The 15,577-nt window shown below is 71.8% G+C and carries 12 protein-coding genes; 4 read left to right on the top strand and 8 right to left on the bottom strand.

Annotation, left to right across the window (positions count from 1 at the left end):
- Window positions 1-191: 191 nt before the first annotated feature.
- From ACF06X_RS22910 to ACF06X_RS22925, 4 genes are all read right to left on the bottom strand, one after another.
- Entirely contained in the window at window positions 192-746 is a 555-nt protein-coding gene (locus ACF06X_RS22910; protein WP_392289136.1) for a BMP family ABC transporter substrate-binding protein, read from the bottom strand.
- A 47-nt stretch (window positions 747-793) separates the two neighbouring features.
- Window positions 794-1,366, bottom strand: a complete 573-nt coding sequence (locus tag ACF06X_RS22915; protein ID WP_392289137.1) for a hypothetical protein — start codon at window positions 1,364-1,366, stop codon at window positions 794-796.
- A gap of 129 nt (window positions 1,367-1,495) precedes the next feature.
- A complete protein-coding gene (locus ACF06X_RS22920; protein ID WP_392289138.1) occupies window positions 1,496-2,242 on the bottom strand; it encodes an N-acetyltransferase in 747 nt (248 codons plus the stop codon).
- Window positions 2,243-2,300: 58 nt separating this feature from the next.
- Window positions 2,301-2,996, bottom strand: coding sequence for an HNH endonuclease family protein (locus ACF06X_RS22925; protein WP_392289139.1), 696 nt, complete (start codon window positions 2,994-2,996; stop codon window positions 2,301-2,303).
- A 133-nt stretch (window positions 2,997-3,129) separates the two neighbouring features.
- Between ACF06X_RS22925 and ACF06X_RS22930 the strand changes: the two genes are divergently transcribed.
- Complete coding sequence (locus tag ACF06X_RS22930; RefSeq protein ID WP_392289140.1) at window positions 3,130-3,339, top strand: antitoxin; 210 nt, start codon at window positions 3,130-3,132, stop codon at window positions 3,337-3,339.
- Window positions 3,340-3,428: 89 nt separating this feature from the next.
- Here ACF06X_RS22930 and ACF06X_RS22935 read toward each other — a convergent pair whose 3' ends face one another.
- A complete protein-coding gene (locus ACF06X_RS22935; RefSeq protein ID WP_392289141.1) occupies window positions 3,429-4,379 on the bottom strand; it encodes a hypothetical protein in 951 nt (316 codons plus the stop codon).
- Between the two features lie 97 nt (window positions 4,380-4,476).
- Between ACF06X_RS22935 and ACF06X_RS22940 the strand changes: the two genes are divergently transcribed.
- Window positions 4,477-5,067 (top strand): TetR/AcrR family transcriptional regulator, encoded by a 591-nt coding sequence (locus ACF06X_RS22940; protein WP_392289142.1) that lies wholly within the window; start codon window positions 4,477-4,479, stop codon window positions 5,065-5,067.
- Between the two features lie 29 nt (window positions 5,068-5,096).
- A complete protein-coding gene (locus ACF06X_RS22945) occupies window positions 5,097-6,437 on the top strand; it encodes an SGNH/GDSL hydrolase family protein (RefSeq protein WP_392289143.1) in 1,341 nt (446 codons plus the stop codon).
- A gap of 57 nt (window positions 6,438-6,494) precedes the next feature.
- Here the strand turns inward: ACF06X_RS22945 and mfd are convergent, their stop codons facing one another.
- From mfd to ACF06X_RS22960, 3 genes are all read right to left on the bottom strand, one after another.
- Window positions 6,495-10,025: a transcription-repair coupling factor gene (mfd, locus tag ACF06X_RS22950; protein ID WP_392289144.1), complete on the bottom strand. Its 3,531-nt coding sequence runs from the start codon at window positions 10,023-10,025 to the stop codon at window positions 6,495-6,497.
- 341 nt (window positions 10,026-10,366) lie between these two features.
- Window positions 10,367-12,940, bottom strand: a complete 2,574-nt coding sequence (locus tag ACF06X_RS22955; protein WP_392289145.1) for an ABC transporter permease — start codon at window positions 12,938-12,940, stop codon at window positions 10,367-10,369.
- Window positions 12,937-13,725, bottom strand: a complete 789-nt coding sequence (locus tag ACF06X_RS22960) for an ABC transporter ATP-binding protein (protein ID WP_392289146.1) — start codon at window positions 13,723-13,725, stop codon at window positions 12,937-12,939. The genes ACF06X_RS22955 and ACF06X_RS22960 overlap by 4 nt, the downstream gene beginning before the upstream one ends.
- Before the next feature lie 291 nt (window positions 13,726-14,016).
- Here ACF06X_RS22960 and ACF06X_RS22965 point away from each other — a divergent pair, with 291 nt between their 5' ends.
- Window positions 14,017-15,561, top strand: a complete 1,545-nt coding sequence (locus ACF06X_RS22965; protein WP_392289147.1) for an MFS transporter — start codon at window positions 14,017-14,019, stop codon at window positions 15,559-15,561.
- The last annotated feature ends 16 nt before the right edge of the window (window positions 15,562-15,577 follow it).

Raw genomic sequence — 15,577 nt, forward strand, 5'->3', positions numbered from 1 at the left:
GTCTGCGCCGACCGGTACGACCCGGTGGAAACAGCCGAGGGCTACGGACCCAGCGAACACGCATGGGGTGCCTTTGCTATCACGTTGCCAATAGAGCCTCGTGAGCCTGCCCGATGCACGTACGTCAGTTCCACTTGAGAGCCCGCCCTTTACGGGATCTTTACCTGTCTCGGGGAACTGGTGCTTGACCGTTACGGAGTCGCGTCCTTGACGGCCTGTCTGACAGCGTCCGCTACCGCCTTTTTGAGGCCTTCGCCCGATGCCACAAGCGTGACATTTCCGGCACCCTTCGACCCGTCCACGACGACGAACCGGACCTTGGGGTGCTTCTTCGCCCCCTCCTCGACGACCTTCACCTGCGGGGCGCCCGACGCGAGGACGACATCGCACTGGCGCTGCATCAGACCGTTGAAGAAGGGCTGGACGTTGGCCACCGACTGCTCGCCCATCACGGGCACGAAGGTGACGCGGACCTGGGTCTCCCCGGAGGCCTGCTGCATGCCCTCCCAGACGGGGGCGGCCGGCGCGCCGGTCACGATGCCCTTCTCGTCGGTGAGGAGGCAGGCGTCGAAGTCCTTGTACTGGCGTGCCCTCGGGTCGGGCGGCCCGTCCTGCTTCCCGCCGACGAAGAGCCAGACGGCGAGGAGGCCGAGGGCCAGGACGGCGGCACTGGCCACCGTCCAGCCGACGCGGCCGCGCAGCGCGCCGGCGGCCGAGGCGAGCACGCGCGGGACGCGGGAAGCCACGGAGGAATCGGTCTGCTTGGCCGTGTTACGCCAGGTTCGTCGGGTCTTCATGCGCTCGGGCCCGTCGTCTTGGTGTCGGGGGACTCGGCGTCGGCCGACTTGGTGTCGGGGGACTCGGCGTCGGCCGACTTGGTGTCGGCCGACTTGGTGAGCGACGGTCCGGCGGGGGCGGGCGCCTCTTCGGTGGGCGCGATCCCGGCCGGGGCCACCGTCGCGGGCACCGCCGTCGCGGGCACCGCCTGTGCGGGCACCGCCTGTGCGGGCACCGTCCGCGTCCGTGCCGGGCGGACGGCCAGGCAGTGGACCGTCGCGGCGAGCGAGGTGGCGAGCAGCAGCAGGACGTCCAGCGCGTACTGGGCGCCGTGCGTCTCCTCGGGCGTCAGCGCGATCTGGAACGACCAGCCGACCGACAGCGCGGTGAAGGCGACGGCGGCCAGCCAGTCGCCGCGCGTGCCCCGGCGCAGGGCGAGGACGAGGGAGGGTACGAAACCGAACACCCCAAGGCTCAGGAGCGGCACGACCGCAAGGGCCAGCCGGGCCCGTATACCGGGCAGGGCGGGCTCATGGACCGGCGGCGTCGGACTCGGGTCCGCACTCTCGACGGCGACGGCTTGGTTCACGATCGGTGACCTCTCCGGGGGGGCGGGGGCATACGGCAGGGACGCCGTACGGTACATCCCGCCTCCCAGTACGTCGCCTCCCGGGTCGGTCCCCAGGCGGGCCATCGAGGCCGCGAATCGCACCAAAAGCTACAGCCGGTGACGAACCCACACATTGGGCTCGACATAGACGGCGTAGCCGCGTGAGGCCTCGCAGCGCACCGGCACCAGGGCGCCGGCCACCTCCACCGGCCCGTCGGTGTCGAAGGGCAGCCCGGTCCACGCGCGCCACTCCTCCAGGGAGCCGGAGATCGTCATCGAGGCCGGTGCGACCCGCTCGATCGTGCCGCCGGCGCGGACGTGGACGCGCAGCCAGGGGTCGTGCGGCAGCCCGTCCGCCTCACGGGTACGGAAGGCGTACTCGTCGATGGAGGCCGCGGCCTCCAGGTGCTTGCCGTTCGGGCGGACCGGGGCGACGACCTCGGTGAAGCCGAGGCGCTTGGCGTTGTCGCGCATCGCGGCGAGCATGCGCCCCGAGAGGCCCCTGCCCAGCGCTCCGGTGTCCACGCACACCTCGATCGCGCTGACGGTGTCGGGGGTGTGTCCGTGACGCAGGTCGGAGAACGCCCACAGCATCACCTGGTCCCAGCCGCGCGCGGGCAACGCGCCCCGGCCCTCCGCCTGGAGCTGGAAGGGGACGCTGAACGCGCGGGCGACGACCTCGCCTTCGGCGTCGGTGGCCACGAGGACGTACTCCGGCAGCTCCGTCACGATCCGTGCCATGCAGCCCCAGCCGACGGGGTCGTGGAGCGTGAACTCCGGCCAGAGGTCCTTCATCTGCCACATCCGGCCCTGGAGTTCGGGGCGTTCGGCGAGGGTCGTTATGTTCAGCTCCATCGGGGCAGGTTAACGATCACTCGCACACGCACCAACCGGTTTCCGGCAGGGCACCCCCCTACGGCAGCCGCTGCTCGGGGCAGGTGCCCAGGACGCGCTTCATCGCGTCGCGCTCGCCGCGGGTGACCCACACCCCGTACTTCTTCTTCACCGCGACCTGCGCGGCCACATAGGTGCAGCGGTACGCCTTGTTGGGCGGCAGCCAGGTCGCCGCGTCCCCGTCGGACTTACGGCGGTTGGCGGCTGAGTCGACGGCGAGGAGGTTGAGCGGATCGTTGGCGAACCGGCGCCGCTTGTCCGCGTCCCACCGCTGCGCGCCCTTCTGCCAGGCGTCGGAGAGCGCGACGATGTGGTCTATGTCGACCTTGCTGCGGCCCCGTACGAAGTCGATGCGGCCACCGGTGTACGGATCGTCGGCGAGCACCCCGGAGGCGACCTTGCAGCCGCCCTCCTTGAAGCGGACGCCGGTGAGGTCGCGCTTGAGTATGTCGTCGCGGGTTCCGCATCCGTTGCCGTCGACGTCGGCCCACGCGCGGCCGAACTTCTCCCGGTCGTAGCCCGTCTTCGGCGCGCGGCCCTTGACGGTGAGGGTGTCCACGGCGGCGAGCGCGGAACCGGCGGGGCCGGGGGCGCCCTCGGCCCCGCCGGAACGGTCGGGAGGCGTCGTACAGCCGGACGTCACGAGGACGGCGGCTGCGGCGAGGGTGGCGGCGAGGGCGGACAGGGGCGGGGTGGTCCGGCGGTAGCTGAGCACGCCGGGATCCTAGCCAGGCAGCCGGCCGGCCACCCTGATGTTCCAGACCCCGCACTCGCTCGACGCGCGGAAACGGCCGGGAGCGCGTAGCGTCGAATGCGCTGTATGTCCCCTTCCGAAGGAGTCAGTGCGCATGGGGATCATGAACAAGCTCAAAGAGATGATGGGCCAGCACCCGGACAAGACCCAGCAGGGGATCGATCGCGCCGGGGACATGGTCGACAAGAGGACCGGCAACAAGTACGCGGACAAGGTCGACCAGGCACAGCAGCAGATGAAGGACAGGCTCGGCAGGAAGGACTCGCCGGAGCAACCGCCTCCGCCGCCGCCTCCCTCCGCCTGACGATCCCGCCCACGACACCTCCGGCCGCGGAGTGCCCCCCGCACTCCGCGGCCGCGGCACGTCCGGGCTTCCCGTTCACGAACGGATCCTCAGATCTTTCCGATGCCCAGGGTGTTCTCGGCCGGGAGCAGTCCGGAGCCGATCACGGCCAGCCAGGGGCCGCCCAGGAGTTCGGCGAGGCGCGTGGTGTCCTCGGGACCGAGGGCGGCCCAAGGGCCGGCGGCCAAAAGGTCCGTACGCAGCTCCACCTCCGCGCGCAGGGCGCGGCCAGCCTCGGTGACCGCGCCCGCCTCGGAGACCGCCGCCGCCTCGGAGACCGCACCGCCCTCCGTGACCCCGCCGGCCTCCGCGGCGAGCAGGCCCCGGGCGGTGAGGCGGTCACGGGCGGCGCTCCATTCGGCGGCGCTCCAGCCACGGCTCTCGAAGGTCTTCTCCGAGGCCGCGCCGACCGCCGCGAAGGAGACCAGGGCCTCCACCGGGTCGAGCCCGGCCGTGAGCAGCGCGGCCACGTGCCCGTCGCCGCGGTGCTCGCGCAGCAGCGTCGCGGCCTGCCAGAGGACCAGGTGCGGGGCGTCGGCCCAGGGCAGTTCGGCGTTGGCGGCCGCCAGGGGCCGTCCGGCGGTCACGGCCGCCTCTGCGGCGCGCCGGGCGAGGGTGGCGGCCTCGGCGAGCTCGGGCCCCTCGACGGTCGTGGCGCCGAGGACCTCGCGGTAGGCCCGGTCCACGGCCCGCAGTCGGGCCGCGAGCACATCGGCGGGCGAGGCCGTGTGCCAGACGGCGGGCACGTACCGGGCGACCATCGACGGGCTGAAGCTGTAGAACGCGGACGCCACCCGCTCCGCCCCGGCCGGGCCGAGGGGCGCGGCGCGCCAGGCGAAGTAGCCGGGCCAGCGCTCCTCGACGCCGTGACCGAGGGCGGCTGCCTCCTCGAAGGCCTCGGGGGCGTAGTAGAGCAGCGCGTGCAGGGGTTCGAGCAGGTGCCACATCTGCCGTACGCGTCCGGGCTCCACGCTCGGTGCGGGCGGGGTCTGCGCGGTCATGGCTTCCTCCTGCGCCTCGGACGTCATCTTGTCGTCGACAAGATTGCTCCCGCCCACCCGAACTTGTCAATGCCTAGATTCGGCGTAGGCTGCTGTCATGAGCAGTCGGCGCACCTACCACCACGGCGACCTGCGGCGGGCCGTCCTGACCGCCGCCCTCGACGTCATCGCCACCGACGGCCCGTCCGCCCTGAGCCTGCGCGACCTGGCCCGCCGCGCGGGCGTCTCGCACGCGGCCCCGGCCCACCACTTCAAGGACCGCGCGGGCCTGCTCACCGCCGTCGCGACCGAGGGCTTCGATCTGCTGGCGGCGGCGCTCGGCGAGGCGGCGGACCTCAAGGACGCTGGCGTGCGGTACGTACGCTTCGCCACCGACCACCCGGCGCACTTCCAGGTGATGTTCCAGCCCGACCTGCACCACGCCGACGACCCGGAGCTGCTCGCCGCCAAGGGGCGCGCGGGCGACCGGCTCCGGGCGGGTGTCGCCGGCCTGCCCGGCGGCGGCACCCCGGGCACGGACCCCCGCCTCGCGGGCGTCGCGGCCTGGTCGCTCGCCCACGGCTTCGCGACACTCCTGCTCAGCCACAACCTCGAAGGGCCGATCGGCGAACGGGACCCCGAGGAGGTCTTCCGCACCCTCGCCCGGCTGCTGTTCGCGGACGACGCCCCTCAACTCCCCGGGGAATAACCGGAGTCGCTCTCCCCTTGGTCACGTACATGACCACCATCACCACCATGACCTTCACGAAGTCCGTACGCCGCACGGCCGTCACCCTCTTAGCGGCAGCCACGCTGACCGCGCTCCCCCTCACCGGAGCCGGAGCTGGAGCTGGAGCTGGAGCCGGAGCCGTCACCGGCGCCACCGCCGTGGCCGCCGTGGCCGCCGAGCAGCGCCACGACGGGCCGTGGCGCGGCGCCTGGGCCACCTCGCCCCAGTACCCCACCGCCCCCTTCACCTCGAACTGGTCGCAGCAGGGCTTCTCGAACCACACGGTCCGCCAGGTGGTCCGGGTCACCACCGGCGGCACCAAGGTCCGTATCGAACTCTCCAACCGCTACGGCACGAAGCCGCTGCGGATCACGGGCGCGACCGTGGCCCGCACCGACAAGGGCGCCTCGGTGAAGGCCGGTTCGGTCCGGCAGCTGTCCTTCGGCAAGGGCCGTTCCGTGACGATCCCGGTCGGCGCCACCGCGTACAGCGACGGTGTGCCGTTCACGGTCGGCGCCCTGGAATCGGTGACGGTCACGCTCTACCTCGCCGAGGAGACCGGCCCCGCCACCTTCCACACCTTCTCCTCCGCCACCAGCTACCGCGCCGACGGCGACCACCGCTCGGACCGCGACGGGACGGCGTTCAAGGAGTCCGGCGACTCCTGGTACTACCTCTCCGGCGTCGAGGTCTCCGGCGGCCAGGCCCCGCGCCGGGACGGCATCGTCACCTTCGGCGACTCGATCACCGACGGCGTCGGCTCCGGCCTGAACGCGAACAACCGTTACCCCGACGAGCTGGCCGAGCGCTTCGCCGCCGCCGGAAAGCCTCGGGGCGTCGTCAACCACGGCATCGCCGGCAACCAGGTCACCAACGACTGGGCTTGGGCGGGCGAGAAGGGCGTCGAGCGCTTCAAGAAGGACGTGCTCACCGAGCCGAACGTGCGCACCGTCATCGTCCTGGAGGGCATCAACGACATCGGCGGAAGCGGCCCGAGCATACCGGGCCAGTCCTCCACCCCCGAGGTGTCCGTCGAGCAGCTCATCGAGGGCCACCGCGAGCTGATCCGCCAGGCCCACGCCAAGGGCCTCAGGATCGTCGGCGCGACGCTGACCCCGATCAAGGGCTCGGTCTACGACAGCACGGTCAACGAGGCCAAGCGCGACGCCGTCAACCACTGGATCCGCACGTCGGGCGCGTATGACGCCGTGGTCGACTTCGACCGCGTCATCGCCGACCCCGGCCACCCGGACCGCATGCTCCCGGCCTTCGACTCGGGCGACCACCTCCACCCGAACGACGCGGGCTACCACGCGATGGCCCAGGCCCTGGACCTCGACGCGCTCTGACGACACAGCCTCGGGGGCCGGCCGCGCACGGCCGGCCCCCGGACCCGTCGCCCGGGGCTACGACCCCAGGATCGTCGTCAGGAACTCGCCCGTCCACGCGAGCAGTTCACGCCCCACCACCGGCTTCCCGCCGATCTTCCCGCTCGTCGGCCGCGGCACCAGGATCTGGTGGACCGCCGGCTTGATGACCGTGCGCGGGTAGAGCCGCTTGAGCCGCAGCTCCTGCGACTCGCGCAACTCCACGGGCGCGAAGCGGATGTTCGGCCCCTGGAGCACGATCTCGCCGACCCCGCAGGCCCGCGCCAGCATCCGCAGACCGGCCACCAGGAGCAGGTTCTCCACCGGCTCGGGCAGCTTGCCGTAGCGGTCGGTGAGCTCCTCCCGTACCGCCTTGATGTCGTCCTCCGAGTTCGCCGAGGCGATGGCGCGGTACGCCTGCAGGCGCAGCCGCTCCCCCGGCGCGTAGTCGTGCGGCACATGGGCGTCGACCGGGAGCTCGATCTTGACCTCCAGGGGTGCCTCCTCCTCGGCGCCCCCTTCCATCTGCGCCCGGTAGTCCGCGACCGCCTCGCCCACCATCCGTACGTACAGGTCGAAACCGACGCCCGCGATGTGACCGGACTGCTCGCCGCCGAGCAGATTGCCCGCGCCGCGGATCTCCAGGTCCTTCATCGCCACGTACATGCCCGCGCCCATCTCGGTGTGCTGGGCGATCGTGGCGAGCCGCTCGTGCGCGGTCTCGGTCAGCGGCTTCTCCGGCGGGTACAGGAAGTACGCGTACCCCCGCTCGCGGCCACGGCCGACCCGGCCGCGCAGCTGGTGCAGCTGCGAGAGGCCGAAGTTGTCGCCGCGCTCCACGATCAGCGTGTTGGCGTTGGAGATGTCGATGCCGGACTCGACGATCGTCGTGGAGACCAGCACGTCGAACTTCTTCTCCCAGAAGTCCACCACCACCTGCTCCAGGGCGCTCTCGCCCATCTGCCCGTGGGCGGTGGCGATCCGGGCCTCCGGGACGATCTCCCGCAGCCGCGCCGCCGCCCGGTCGATCGACTCGACCCGGTTGTGGATGTAGAAGACCTGGCCCTCGCGCAGCAGTTCACGCCGGACGGCCGCGCCGATCTGCTTCTCCTCGTACGGCCCGACGAAGGTGAGGACCGGGTGCCGCTCCTCCGGCGGGGTGGTGATCGTCGACATCTCGCGGATGCCGGTCACCGCCATCTCGAGCGTACGGGGGATGGGGGTGGCCGACATCGTCAGGACGTCGACGTTGGCCCGCAGCTTCTTCAGCTGCTCCTTGTGCTCGACACCGAAACGCTGCTCCTCGTCGACGATGACCAGACCCAGGTCCTTGAACTTCGTCTCGGACGAGAACAGCCGGTGCGTGCCGATGACGATGTCGACCGAACCGTCCCGCAGCCCCTCCAGGGTCGCCTTGGCCTCGCTCTCCGACTGGAAGCGGCTGAGCGCGCGCGTGACGACGGGGAACTGCGAGTACCGCTCCGAGAAGGTCCCGAAGTGCTGCTGCACGAGCAGTGTCGTCGGGACGAGGACGGCGACCTGCTTGCCGTCCTGCACCGCCTTGAAGGCCGCCCGGACCGCGATCTCGGTCTTGCCGTAGCCGACGTCGCCGCAGATCAGCCGGTCCATGGGGACCGTCTTCTCCATGTCCTCCTTCACCTCGGCGATGGTGGACAGCTGGTCCGGCGTCTCCACGTACGGGAAGGCGTCCTCCAGCTCGCGCTGCCAGGGGGTGTCCGGGCCGAAGGCGTGTCCGGGGGCCGCCATACGGGCCGAGTACAGCTTGATCAGGTCGGCGGCGATCTCCTTGACCGCCTTCTTCGCGCGCGCCTTGGTCTTCGTCCAGTCCGCGCCGCCGAGCCGGTGCAGCGTCGGCGCCTCGCCGCCGACGTACTTGGTGACCTGCTCCAGCTGGTCGGTGGGGATGTAGAGCCGGTCGCCGGGCTGGCCGCGCTTGGCCGGCGCGTACTCGACGAGGAGGTACTCGCGGGTGGCGCCCTGCACCGTGCGCTGGACCATCTCGATGTACCGGCCGACGCCGTGCTGCTCGTGCACGATGTAGTCGCCGACCTCCAGGGTCAGCGGGTCGATCGTCTTGCGCCGCTTGGCCGGCATCCGCCGGCCGTCCTTGCCGGCCGCCTTCTGCCCCGACAGGTCCGTCTCGGTCAGGACGGCGAGCTTGAGCGCCGGGTCGACGAAGCCGTAGTCGATCGAGCCGCACGCCACGTGCACGACGGACGGCGAGACCTCCGTCAGGTCGGCGTCGAGGCGGGCCGCGATGCCCTCACCGCCGAGCACCTCGACCGTGCGGGCCGCCGGGCCGTGCGCCTCCGTGACGTAGACCGTGCGCCAGCCGTCGGCCAGCCAGCCCTTGGTGTCGGCGAGCGCGCGGGCGGTGTCGCCGCGGTACGACTCCGGGGCGTGCATCCCGAGCTTGAGCGTGTCCGCGTCGAGCTCCTCGTCGGCGGCGAACGGGGAGACCGACCACCACATCATGTCGAGCTCGCGCGCCCGGTCCCGTACGTCCGCGATGCCCCACAGGGAGGCCGCGTCGACGTCGATCGGGGCCTCGCCACCGCCGGCCGTCGCCGCCCAGGAGGCCTGGAGGAACTCCTGCGAGGTCGCCACCAGGTCGGCGGCCCGGGTGCGGACCCGCTCGGGGTCGCAGACCACGGCCATGGAGCCCTTGGGCAGCACGTCGAGCAGCAGCTCCATGTCGTCGACCAGGACGGGCGCGAGGGACTCCATGCCCTCGACCGCGATCCCCTCGGCGATCTTCCCGAGCAGGTCCCCCAGCTCCGGGTGCGCCTCGGCGAGGGCCCGGGCCTTCTCCCGTACGGAATCGGTCAGCAGCAGCTCACGGCAGGGCGGCGCCCACAGGCCGTGCTCGGCGACTTCGAGGGAGCGCTGGTCGGCGACCTTGAAGTAACGGATCTCCTCGACGTCGTCGCCCCAGAACTCGATCCGGAGCGGGTGCTCCTCCGTGGGCGGGAAGACGTCCAGGATGCCGCCGCGCACGGCGAACTCGCCGCGCTTCTCGACCAGCTCCACCCGGGAGTACGCGGCGGCGGCGAGGCCCTCGACGACCTCGTTCAGGTCCGCCGTCTCCCCACTGCGCAAGGCCACCGGCTCCAGGTCGCCGAGCCCCTTGACCTGCGGCTGGAGCACGGACCGTACGGGGGCGACGACCACGGACACCGGGCCGGCGGCCGGGTCGTCGGCGGAGGGGTGGGCGAGGCGGCGCAGCACGGCGAGGCGGCGGCCGACGGTGTCGGAGCGGGGGGAGAGCCGCTCGTGCGGCAGCGTCTCCCAGGAGGGGTACTCGACGACCGTGTCGGGGTCGAGGAGGCCGCGCAGCGCGGCGGCCAGGTCCTCGGCCTCCCGGCCGGTGGCGGTGACGGCGAGCACCGTACGGCCGGCCTCCCGCGCCAGCGCGGCCACGGCGAACGGCCGCGCGGCCGGCGGGCCGACCAGGTCCACGTGCATGCGGTTGCCGTCGGCGGCGGCCTTCACCGCTTCGGCGAGGGCCGCGTCCTTGACGACGACGTCAAGCAGACCGTGCAGACTCATGGACTTCCATCCCGGGGTGGTCGAGCGGGGCGAACAAGCAACGGCAAACGGGCAAACGGGCAACACGAACAGCCCGACACGTGTGACGGGCCGGGTCGCCCGGCGCGAGACCGGGTGATCCCAGCCTACGACGTGGCCGGCTCACCGGCGCGAGTGAAGGCCTTCACTCGGTGGAGTGAGCGAGCTGAGGGGCTCACGCTCGTCACCCGGGACAAGCACATCCCGCTCTGGACGTGCCGGTCCTCACCGTGTGAGCGCGGGTACGGCCCCGGTGAGCGTCACCGGGGCCGTACCCGCTCCCGTACTGCCATCCGCCGGCCGCCATCCGCGACCGCCGGCCGCTACTCCGTCGCGATGGCGTTCAGGACGTTCATCCGACCCGCGCGGAACGCCGGGACCAGCGCCGCGAACAGTCCCACGAACGCCGAGCCGACGAAGACCGTCATGATCGTCGGCCACGGGATCTCCAGGATCCCGAGCCCCTCCAGGGCCAGCAGCTTCTGGGCCGCCGTGCCCCAGCCCATGCCGAGGCCGAGCCCCAGCAAGGCGCCGAAGAGGGCGATGACCACCGACTCCAGGCGGATCATGCGGCGCAGCTGGCGGCGCGAGAGGCCGATGGCCCGCATCAGGCCGATCTCCCGGGTCCGCTCGACCACCGACAGCGCGAGCGTGTTCACCACCCCAAGCACGGCGACGATGATCGCCAGGGCCAGCAGGCCGTACACGATGTTGAGCAGCTGGCCGACCTGGTCCTTCAGGTCCTGCTTGTAGTCGGCCTGGTTCTGCACCTTGTACTGCGGGTAGGCGGCGAGCGAGTCCTTGAGGGCCGCGTACGCCTCGGTCTCCTTGCCGTCCTCCGCCGTCGCGAACATGATCATGCTCTTGGGGAGCTTGTCGGCCGGCAGGTACCGCGCGGCGGTGGTGATGCCGGTGTACATGGCGCCCTTGTCGACGTTGTTCTCGTCCGAGGTGATCGCCGCGACCGTGAGCTTCGCGCTGTCGCCGCCCTTGAAGGCGACGGTCAGGACGTCGCCGACCTTCACGCCGTGCTCGGTGGCGTAGTCGCTGCCGACGGACATCGCGTTCTCGTCGTACGCCTTCGCGAGGGTGCCCGCGGTGGTGTCCCGGCGCAGGTCCTTCGCGTACGTCGGGTCGGCGGCCACCAGGCCCTTCTTCACGGCCTTGCCGTTCGGGCCGGTGATCGTCGCCTCGACCCACTTGTACTCGGTGACGTGGCTCAGGCCCGGCGACTTCTCCAGGGCGGCCTGCGCCTGCGGCATGATCGGCTGCCCGTTGGTGGACTGGACGATGAAGTCCGCGCCGACCGAGCGGTCCAGCTCCTCGGTGGCCGAGGCGACCATGGACGAGCCGACGACCGACAGGCAGGCGACCAGCGCGAGCCCGATCATCAGGGCGGCGCCGGTGGCTCCCGTACGTCGCGGGTTGCGCAGCGCGTTGCGCTCGGCCATCCGGCCGACCGGGCCGAAGACGCGCAGGACGACGGCGCCGAGGACCCGGACGACCCCGCCCGCGAGGAGCGGTCCGACGACGATGAAGCCGATGAGGGAGAGGACGACGCCGAGGCCGAGCCAGAGGGAGCCGGCCGAGGCCTTCTCGGCCTGGGTCGCGGTCCACAGGGCGGCTGCGCCGCCGGCCGTGAGGAGCGCGCCGAGCCCGCCCCGTACGCGCCCCGCCCGCCCGTCGGCCGGGGTGCCGGCGTCGCGCAGGGCCGCCATCGGGGAGATCCTGCCGGCCCGGCGGGCCGGGATGTACGCGGCGAGGACGGTGACGATCACGCCGAGCAGGAGGCCGACGGTGGGCGTCGTCCAGCGGACGGTCAGGTCGTCGGTGGACAGTTCCATGCCCATGGAGCTCATGAGCTCCATCAGACCGATCGCGAGTCCGACGCCCGCCGCCACGCCGGCGATCGAACCGACGACGCCGAGGAACAGCGCCTCGACGAGCACGGAGCGGTTGACCTGCTTACGGCTGGATCCGATGGCCCGCATGAGGCCGATCTCGCGGGTGCGCTGGGCGACCAGCATGGAGAACGTGTTGACGATGAGGAAGATGCCGACGAGGAAGGCGATCCCGGCGAAGCCGAGCATCGCGTACTTCATGACGTCGAGGAAGCCCGCGACGTCCTCACGGCCCGCGTCCGCGACCTCGGCGGCGGTCTGGAGGGTGTACCCGCCACCGACCGCGGCGACGATGTTCGCCTTCAGGGTCTCGTCGCTGACTCCGGGGGCGGCGTCGGCCGTGATCTGGGTGAAGAGGCCTTCCCTGCCGAGCAGTTCGCGCTGGGCGGTGGCGGTGTCGAAGTAGACGACGGTGGCGCCGGGGTTGGTGACCTTGAAGTCGACGATGCCGGAGATCCGGGCCTTGAAGTCGCCGGTGACGGCGATGGTGCGCAGCTCGTCGCCTATCTTCAGGCCGTGCTTCTCGGCGGTGTCGCCGTCGACCATCACCTCGGTGGGTCCGCGCGGCTCGTGGCCGGAGGCCAGGTCGACCGAACGCAGCTCGTTGGCGGACCAGTTGACGGCGATGGTCGGGGCGCCGCTGGTGGGGCCGACGTTCTTGTTCCGGGCGTCGACCACGGTCACGCTCAGGGAGATGACCGAGCCCTGGGCGGCCTCGACGCCCTCGGCGGCGCGGACCCGCTCCACGAGGGAGGCGGGCAGCGTCTCGGGCCGGCCGGTCTGCGGCGTCTCGTCGTCGACCGCCGCGTCCTTGGGGCTGAGGGTGACGTCGGAGGCGGTGGAGGCGAAGAGCTTGTCGAAGGTGGTGTTCATGGTGTCCGTGAACACCAGGGTGCCGCTGACGAACGCCACGGAGAGCAGGACGGCGACGGCGGAGAGCGCCATGCGGCCCTTGTGCGCGAAGAAGTTGCGCAGCGAGGTCTTGAGCACGGTCATGACGTCCGCCCGCGGCCGTCGAAGTCCTTCATCCGGTCGAGGACGGCGTCGGCGGTGGGCCGGAACATCTCGTCGACGATCCGGCCGTCCGCGAGGTAGAGGACGCGGTCGGCGTGGCTGGCGGCGACGGGGTCGTGGGTGACCATCACGATGGTCTGGCCGAGCTCGTCCACGGACTGCCGCAGGAAGCCCAACACCTCGGCTCCGGCACGGGAGTCGAGGTTGCCGGTCGGCTCGTCGCCGAAGATGATCTCGGGGCGGGCGGCGAGGGCGCGGGCCACGGCGACGCGCTGCTGCTGGCCGCCGGAGAGCTGGGTGGGGCGGTGTCTCAGCCGGTCGGCGAGGCCGACGGTCGACACGACCCGGTCGAGCCAGGCGGCGTCGGGCTTGCGGCCCGCTATGTCCATCGGGAGCGTGATGTTCTCGAGCGCGTTCAGGGTCGGCAGCAGGTTGAACGCCTGGAAGATGAAGCCGATGCGGTCCCGGCGCAGTTGGGTGAGCTTCTTGTCCTTGAGGCCGGTGATCTCGGTCTCGTCGAGGAAGATCTGGCCGCTGGTGACGGTGTCGAGACCGGCGAGGCAGTGCATCAGGGTCGACTTGCCGGACCCCGAGGGGCCCATGATCGCGCTGAACCGCCCCCGGTCGATGTCCACGTCGACGTGGTCGAGCGCGACGACCCGGGTCTCCCCGGCACCGTACGCCTTGACGACCTGCCGCGCCCGCGCGGCGACAGCCGTACTCCCTCCAGTGTCCCCGTGCGCGGGGATGGTCACAGCCGAAGTCACGGTATGTCTCCTATGTGGGTGTTGTGTGTACACGCAGGGGCGCGGTTCAAGCCTTGAGTCTTGGGGAGGCGGGGGCGGGAGGCACTGGTGCGCTTCCCCCTCTTCGCCCGGGGGTTATCCGTAAGCCCAAGTTAAGGACGGCGGGCGGTCCTTCTCCTCCTCCGCCGGGACGAACGGCCCCTGCCCTCTATGGGGGAGGACCCCTTAGGGGTTCTCGTCCTGCGGGTCGAGTGAGAGGCTGTGCCGACGAATTACGTGTACGGCGCATCGGCCGGGGAGAGGGACGACGGGGTGTCCGAGACGACGACGCAGCAGGCCGCGGCGGCGGCCACCACTCCGCGCGGGCGCGGCCCGGTCGTCGCCGGGCTGATGCTCGTGATGGGTCTGACCGCGCTGGACGGCACGGTCGTGTCGACCGCCGTCCCGCAGATCGTGGGAGACCTCGGCGGACTCACCGTGTTCTCCTGGCTGTTCTCCGGCTATCTGCTCGCCGTGACCGTGACACTGCCGGTGTACGGCAAGCTGTGCGACACCTTCGGCCGCAAGCCGGTCCTGATCGCCGGGACCGTCCTCTTCCTCATCGGCTCCCTGCTGTGCGCGGCGGCCTGGAACATGGCCTCGCTCATCGCCTTCCGGATCGTCCAGGGGCTGGGCGGCGGCGCGCTCCAGGGCACGATCCAGACGATCGCGGCGGACCTGTACCCGCTGCGGGAACGCCCCAAGATCCAGGCGAAGCTCTCCTCCGTCTGGGCCACGGCCTCGGTCGCGGGCCCGGCGGCGGGCGGCCTCCTCGCGGGGTACGCCGACTGGCGCTGGATCTTTCTGATCAACCTGCCGGTGGGCCTGGTGGCCCTGTGGCTGGTCGGCCGGTTCCTGGTGGAACCCCGCGGGCGCCCGGCGCCGAAGAACTCCCGGCCGGGTGGGGCGGCGGAGACGGGCAGGCCCGCGGTCGACTGGGCCGGCGCGGTGACCATCTTCGCGACCGGCGCCCTGCTCCTCACCGCGCTCGTCCAGGGCGGGGTCGCCTGGCCCTGGCTGTCCGCGCCCTCCCTGGGCCTGTTCGGCACCGCGTTCGCGCTCGCCGGCGTGACCGTCCTCGTCGAGCGCCGTGCGGCCGAACCGATCATCCCCGGCTGGATCTGGCGCCGCCGCACGATCGCCGCGGTCAACCTGGCCCTCGGCGCGCTCGGCCTGCTGATGGTGGCTCCCACGGTCTTCCTGCCCACCTACGCCCAGGCCGTCCTCGGACTCGGCCCGATAGCCGCAGGCTTCGTCCTCTCCGCGATGACCCTGAGCTGGCCGGTGACGGCGGCCTTCTCCAACCGGGTCTACACCCGCATCGGCTTCCGCCTCACCGCCGTCGTCGGCATCACCCTCGCGCTGCTGGTCCTGCTCGCCTTCCCCCTGCTCCCCTTCCCCGGCGAGCCCTGGCAGCCGGCGCTCCTCATGCTGCTGCTCGGCGGCGCGCTCGGCTTCTTCCAGCTCCCGCTCATCGTCGGGGTCCAGTCGACCGTCCCGTACGAGGAACGCGGCACCACGACCGCGTCCGTCCTCTTCTGCCGCCAGGTCGGCCAGAGCGTCGGCGCGGCCCTCTTCGGTGCCGTCGCCAACGGCGTCCTCGCCGCCCACCTCGGCGGCGGCACCCACCTGGACTCCCTGGCGTACGCCCTGGACCACGCCGACGACGGTCTGCGCCGAGCGGTCGACGCGGCCGTCGACCACATCTTCCTCGGCGCGGCGGGCGCGGCGGCCCTGGCCCTGCTGGTGCTGCTCATCGTGGCGCCGCGCCGCTTCCCCGTCCTCGAGGAGGAGGGGGAGCGGCGCGGCGGGGAGTGACGGTTCAGAACCCGGC

Source organism: Streptomyces sp. NPDC015346 (assembly GCF_043078785.1).
In the GTDB taxonomy this organism is placed as follows: domain Bacteria; phylum Actinomycetota; class Actinomycetes; order Streptomycetales; family Streptomycetaceae; genus Streptomyces.

Bases quoted from the DNA above. Each gene is read 5' to 3' on its own strand.
- ACF06X_RS22935 (WP_392289141.1), bottom strand. From the start codon at position 4,379: ATGACCGCGCAGACCCCGCCCGCACCGAGCGTGGAGCCCGGACGCGTA.
- mfd (WP_392289144.1), bottom strand. From the start codon at position 10,025: ATGAGTCTGCACGGTCTGCTTGACGTCGTCGTCAAGGACGCGGCCCTC.
- ACF06X_RS22920 (WP_392289138.1), bottom strand. From the start codon at position 2,242: ATGGAGCTGAACATAACGACCCTCGCCGAACGCCCCGAACTCCAGGGC.
- ACF06X_RS22940 (WP_392289142.1), top strand. From the start codon at position 4,477: ATGAGCAGTCGGCGCACCTACCACCACGGCGACCTGCGGCGGGCCGTC.
- ACF06X_RS22945 (WP_392289143.1), top strand. From the start codon at position 5,097: ATGACCACCATCACCACCATGACCTTCACGAAGTCCGTACGCCGCACG.
- ACF06X_RS22955 (WP_392289145.1), bottom strand. From the start codon at position 12,940: ATGACCGTGCTCAAGACCTCGCTGCGCAACTTCTTCGCGCACAAGGGC.
- ACF06X_RS22930 (WP_392289140.1), top strand. From the start codon at position 3,130: ATGGGGATCATGAACAAGCTCAAAGAGATGATGGGCCAGCACCCGGAC.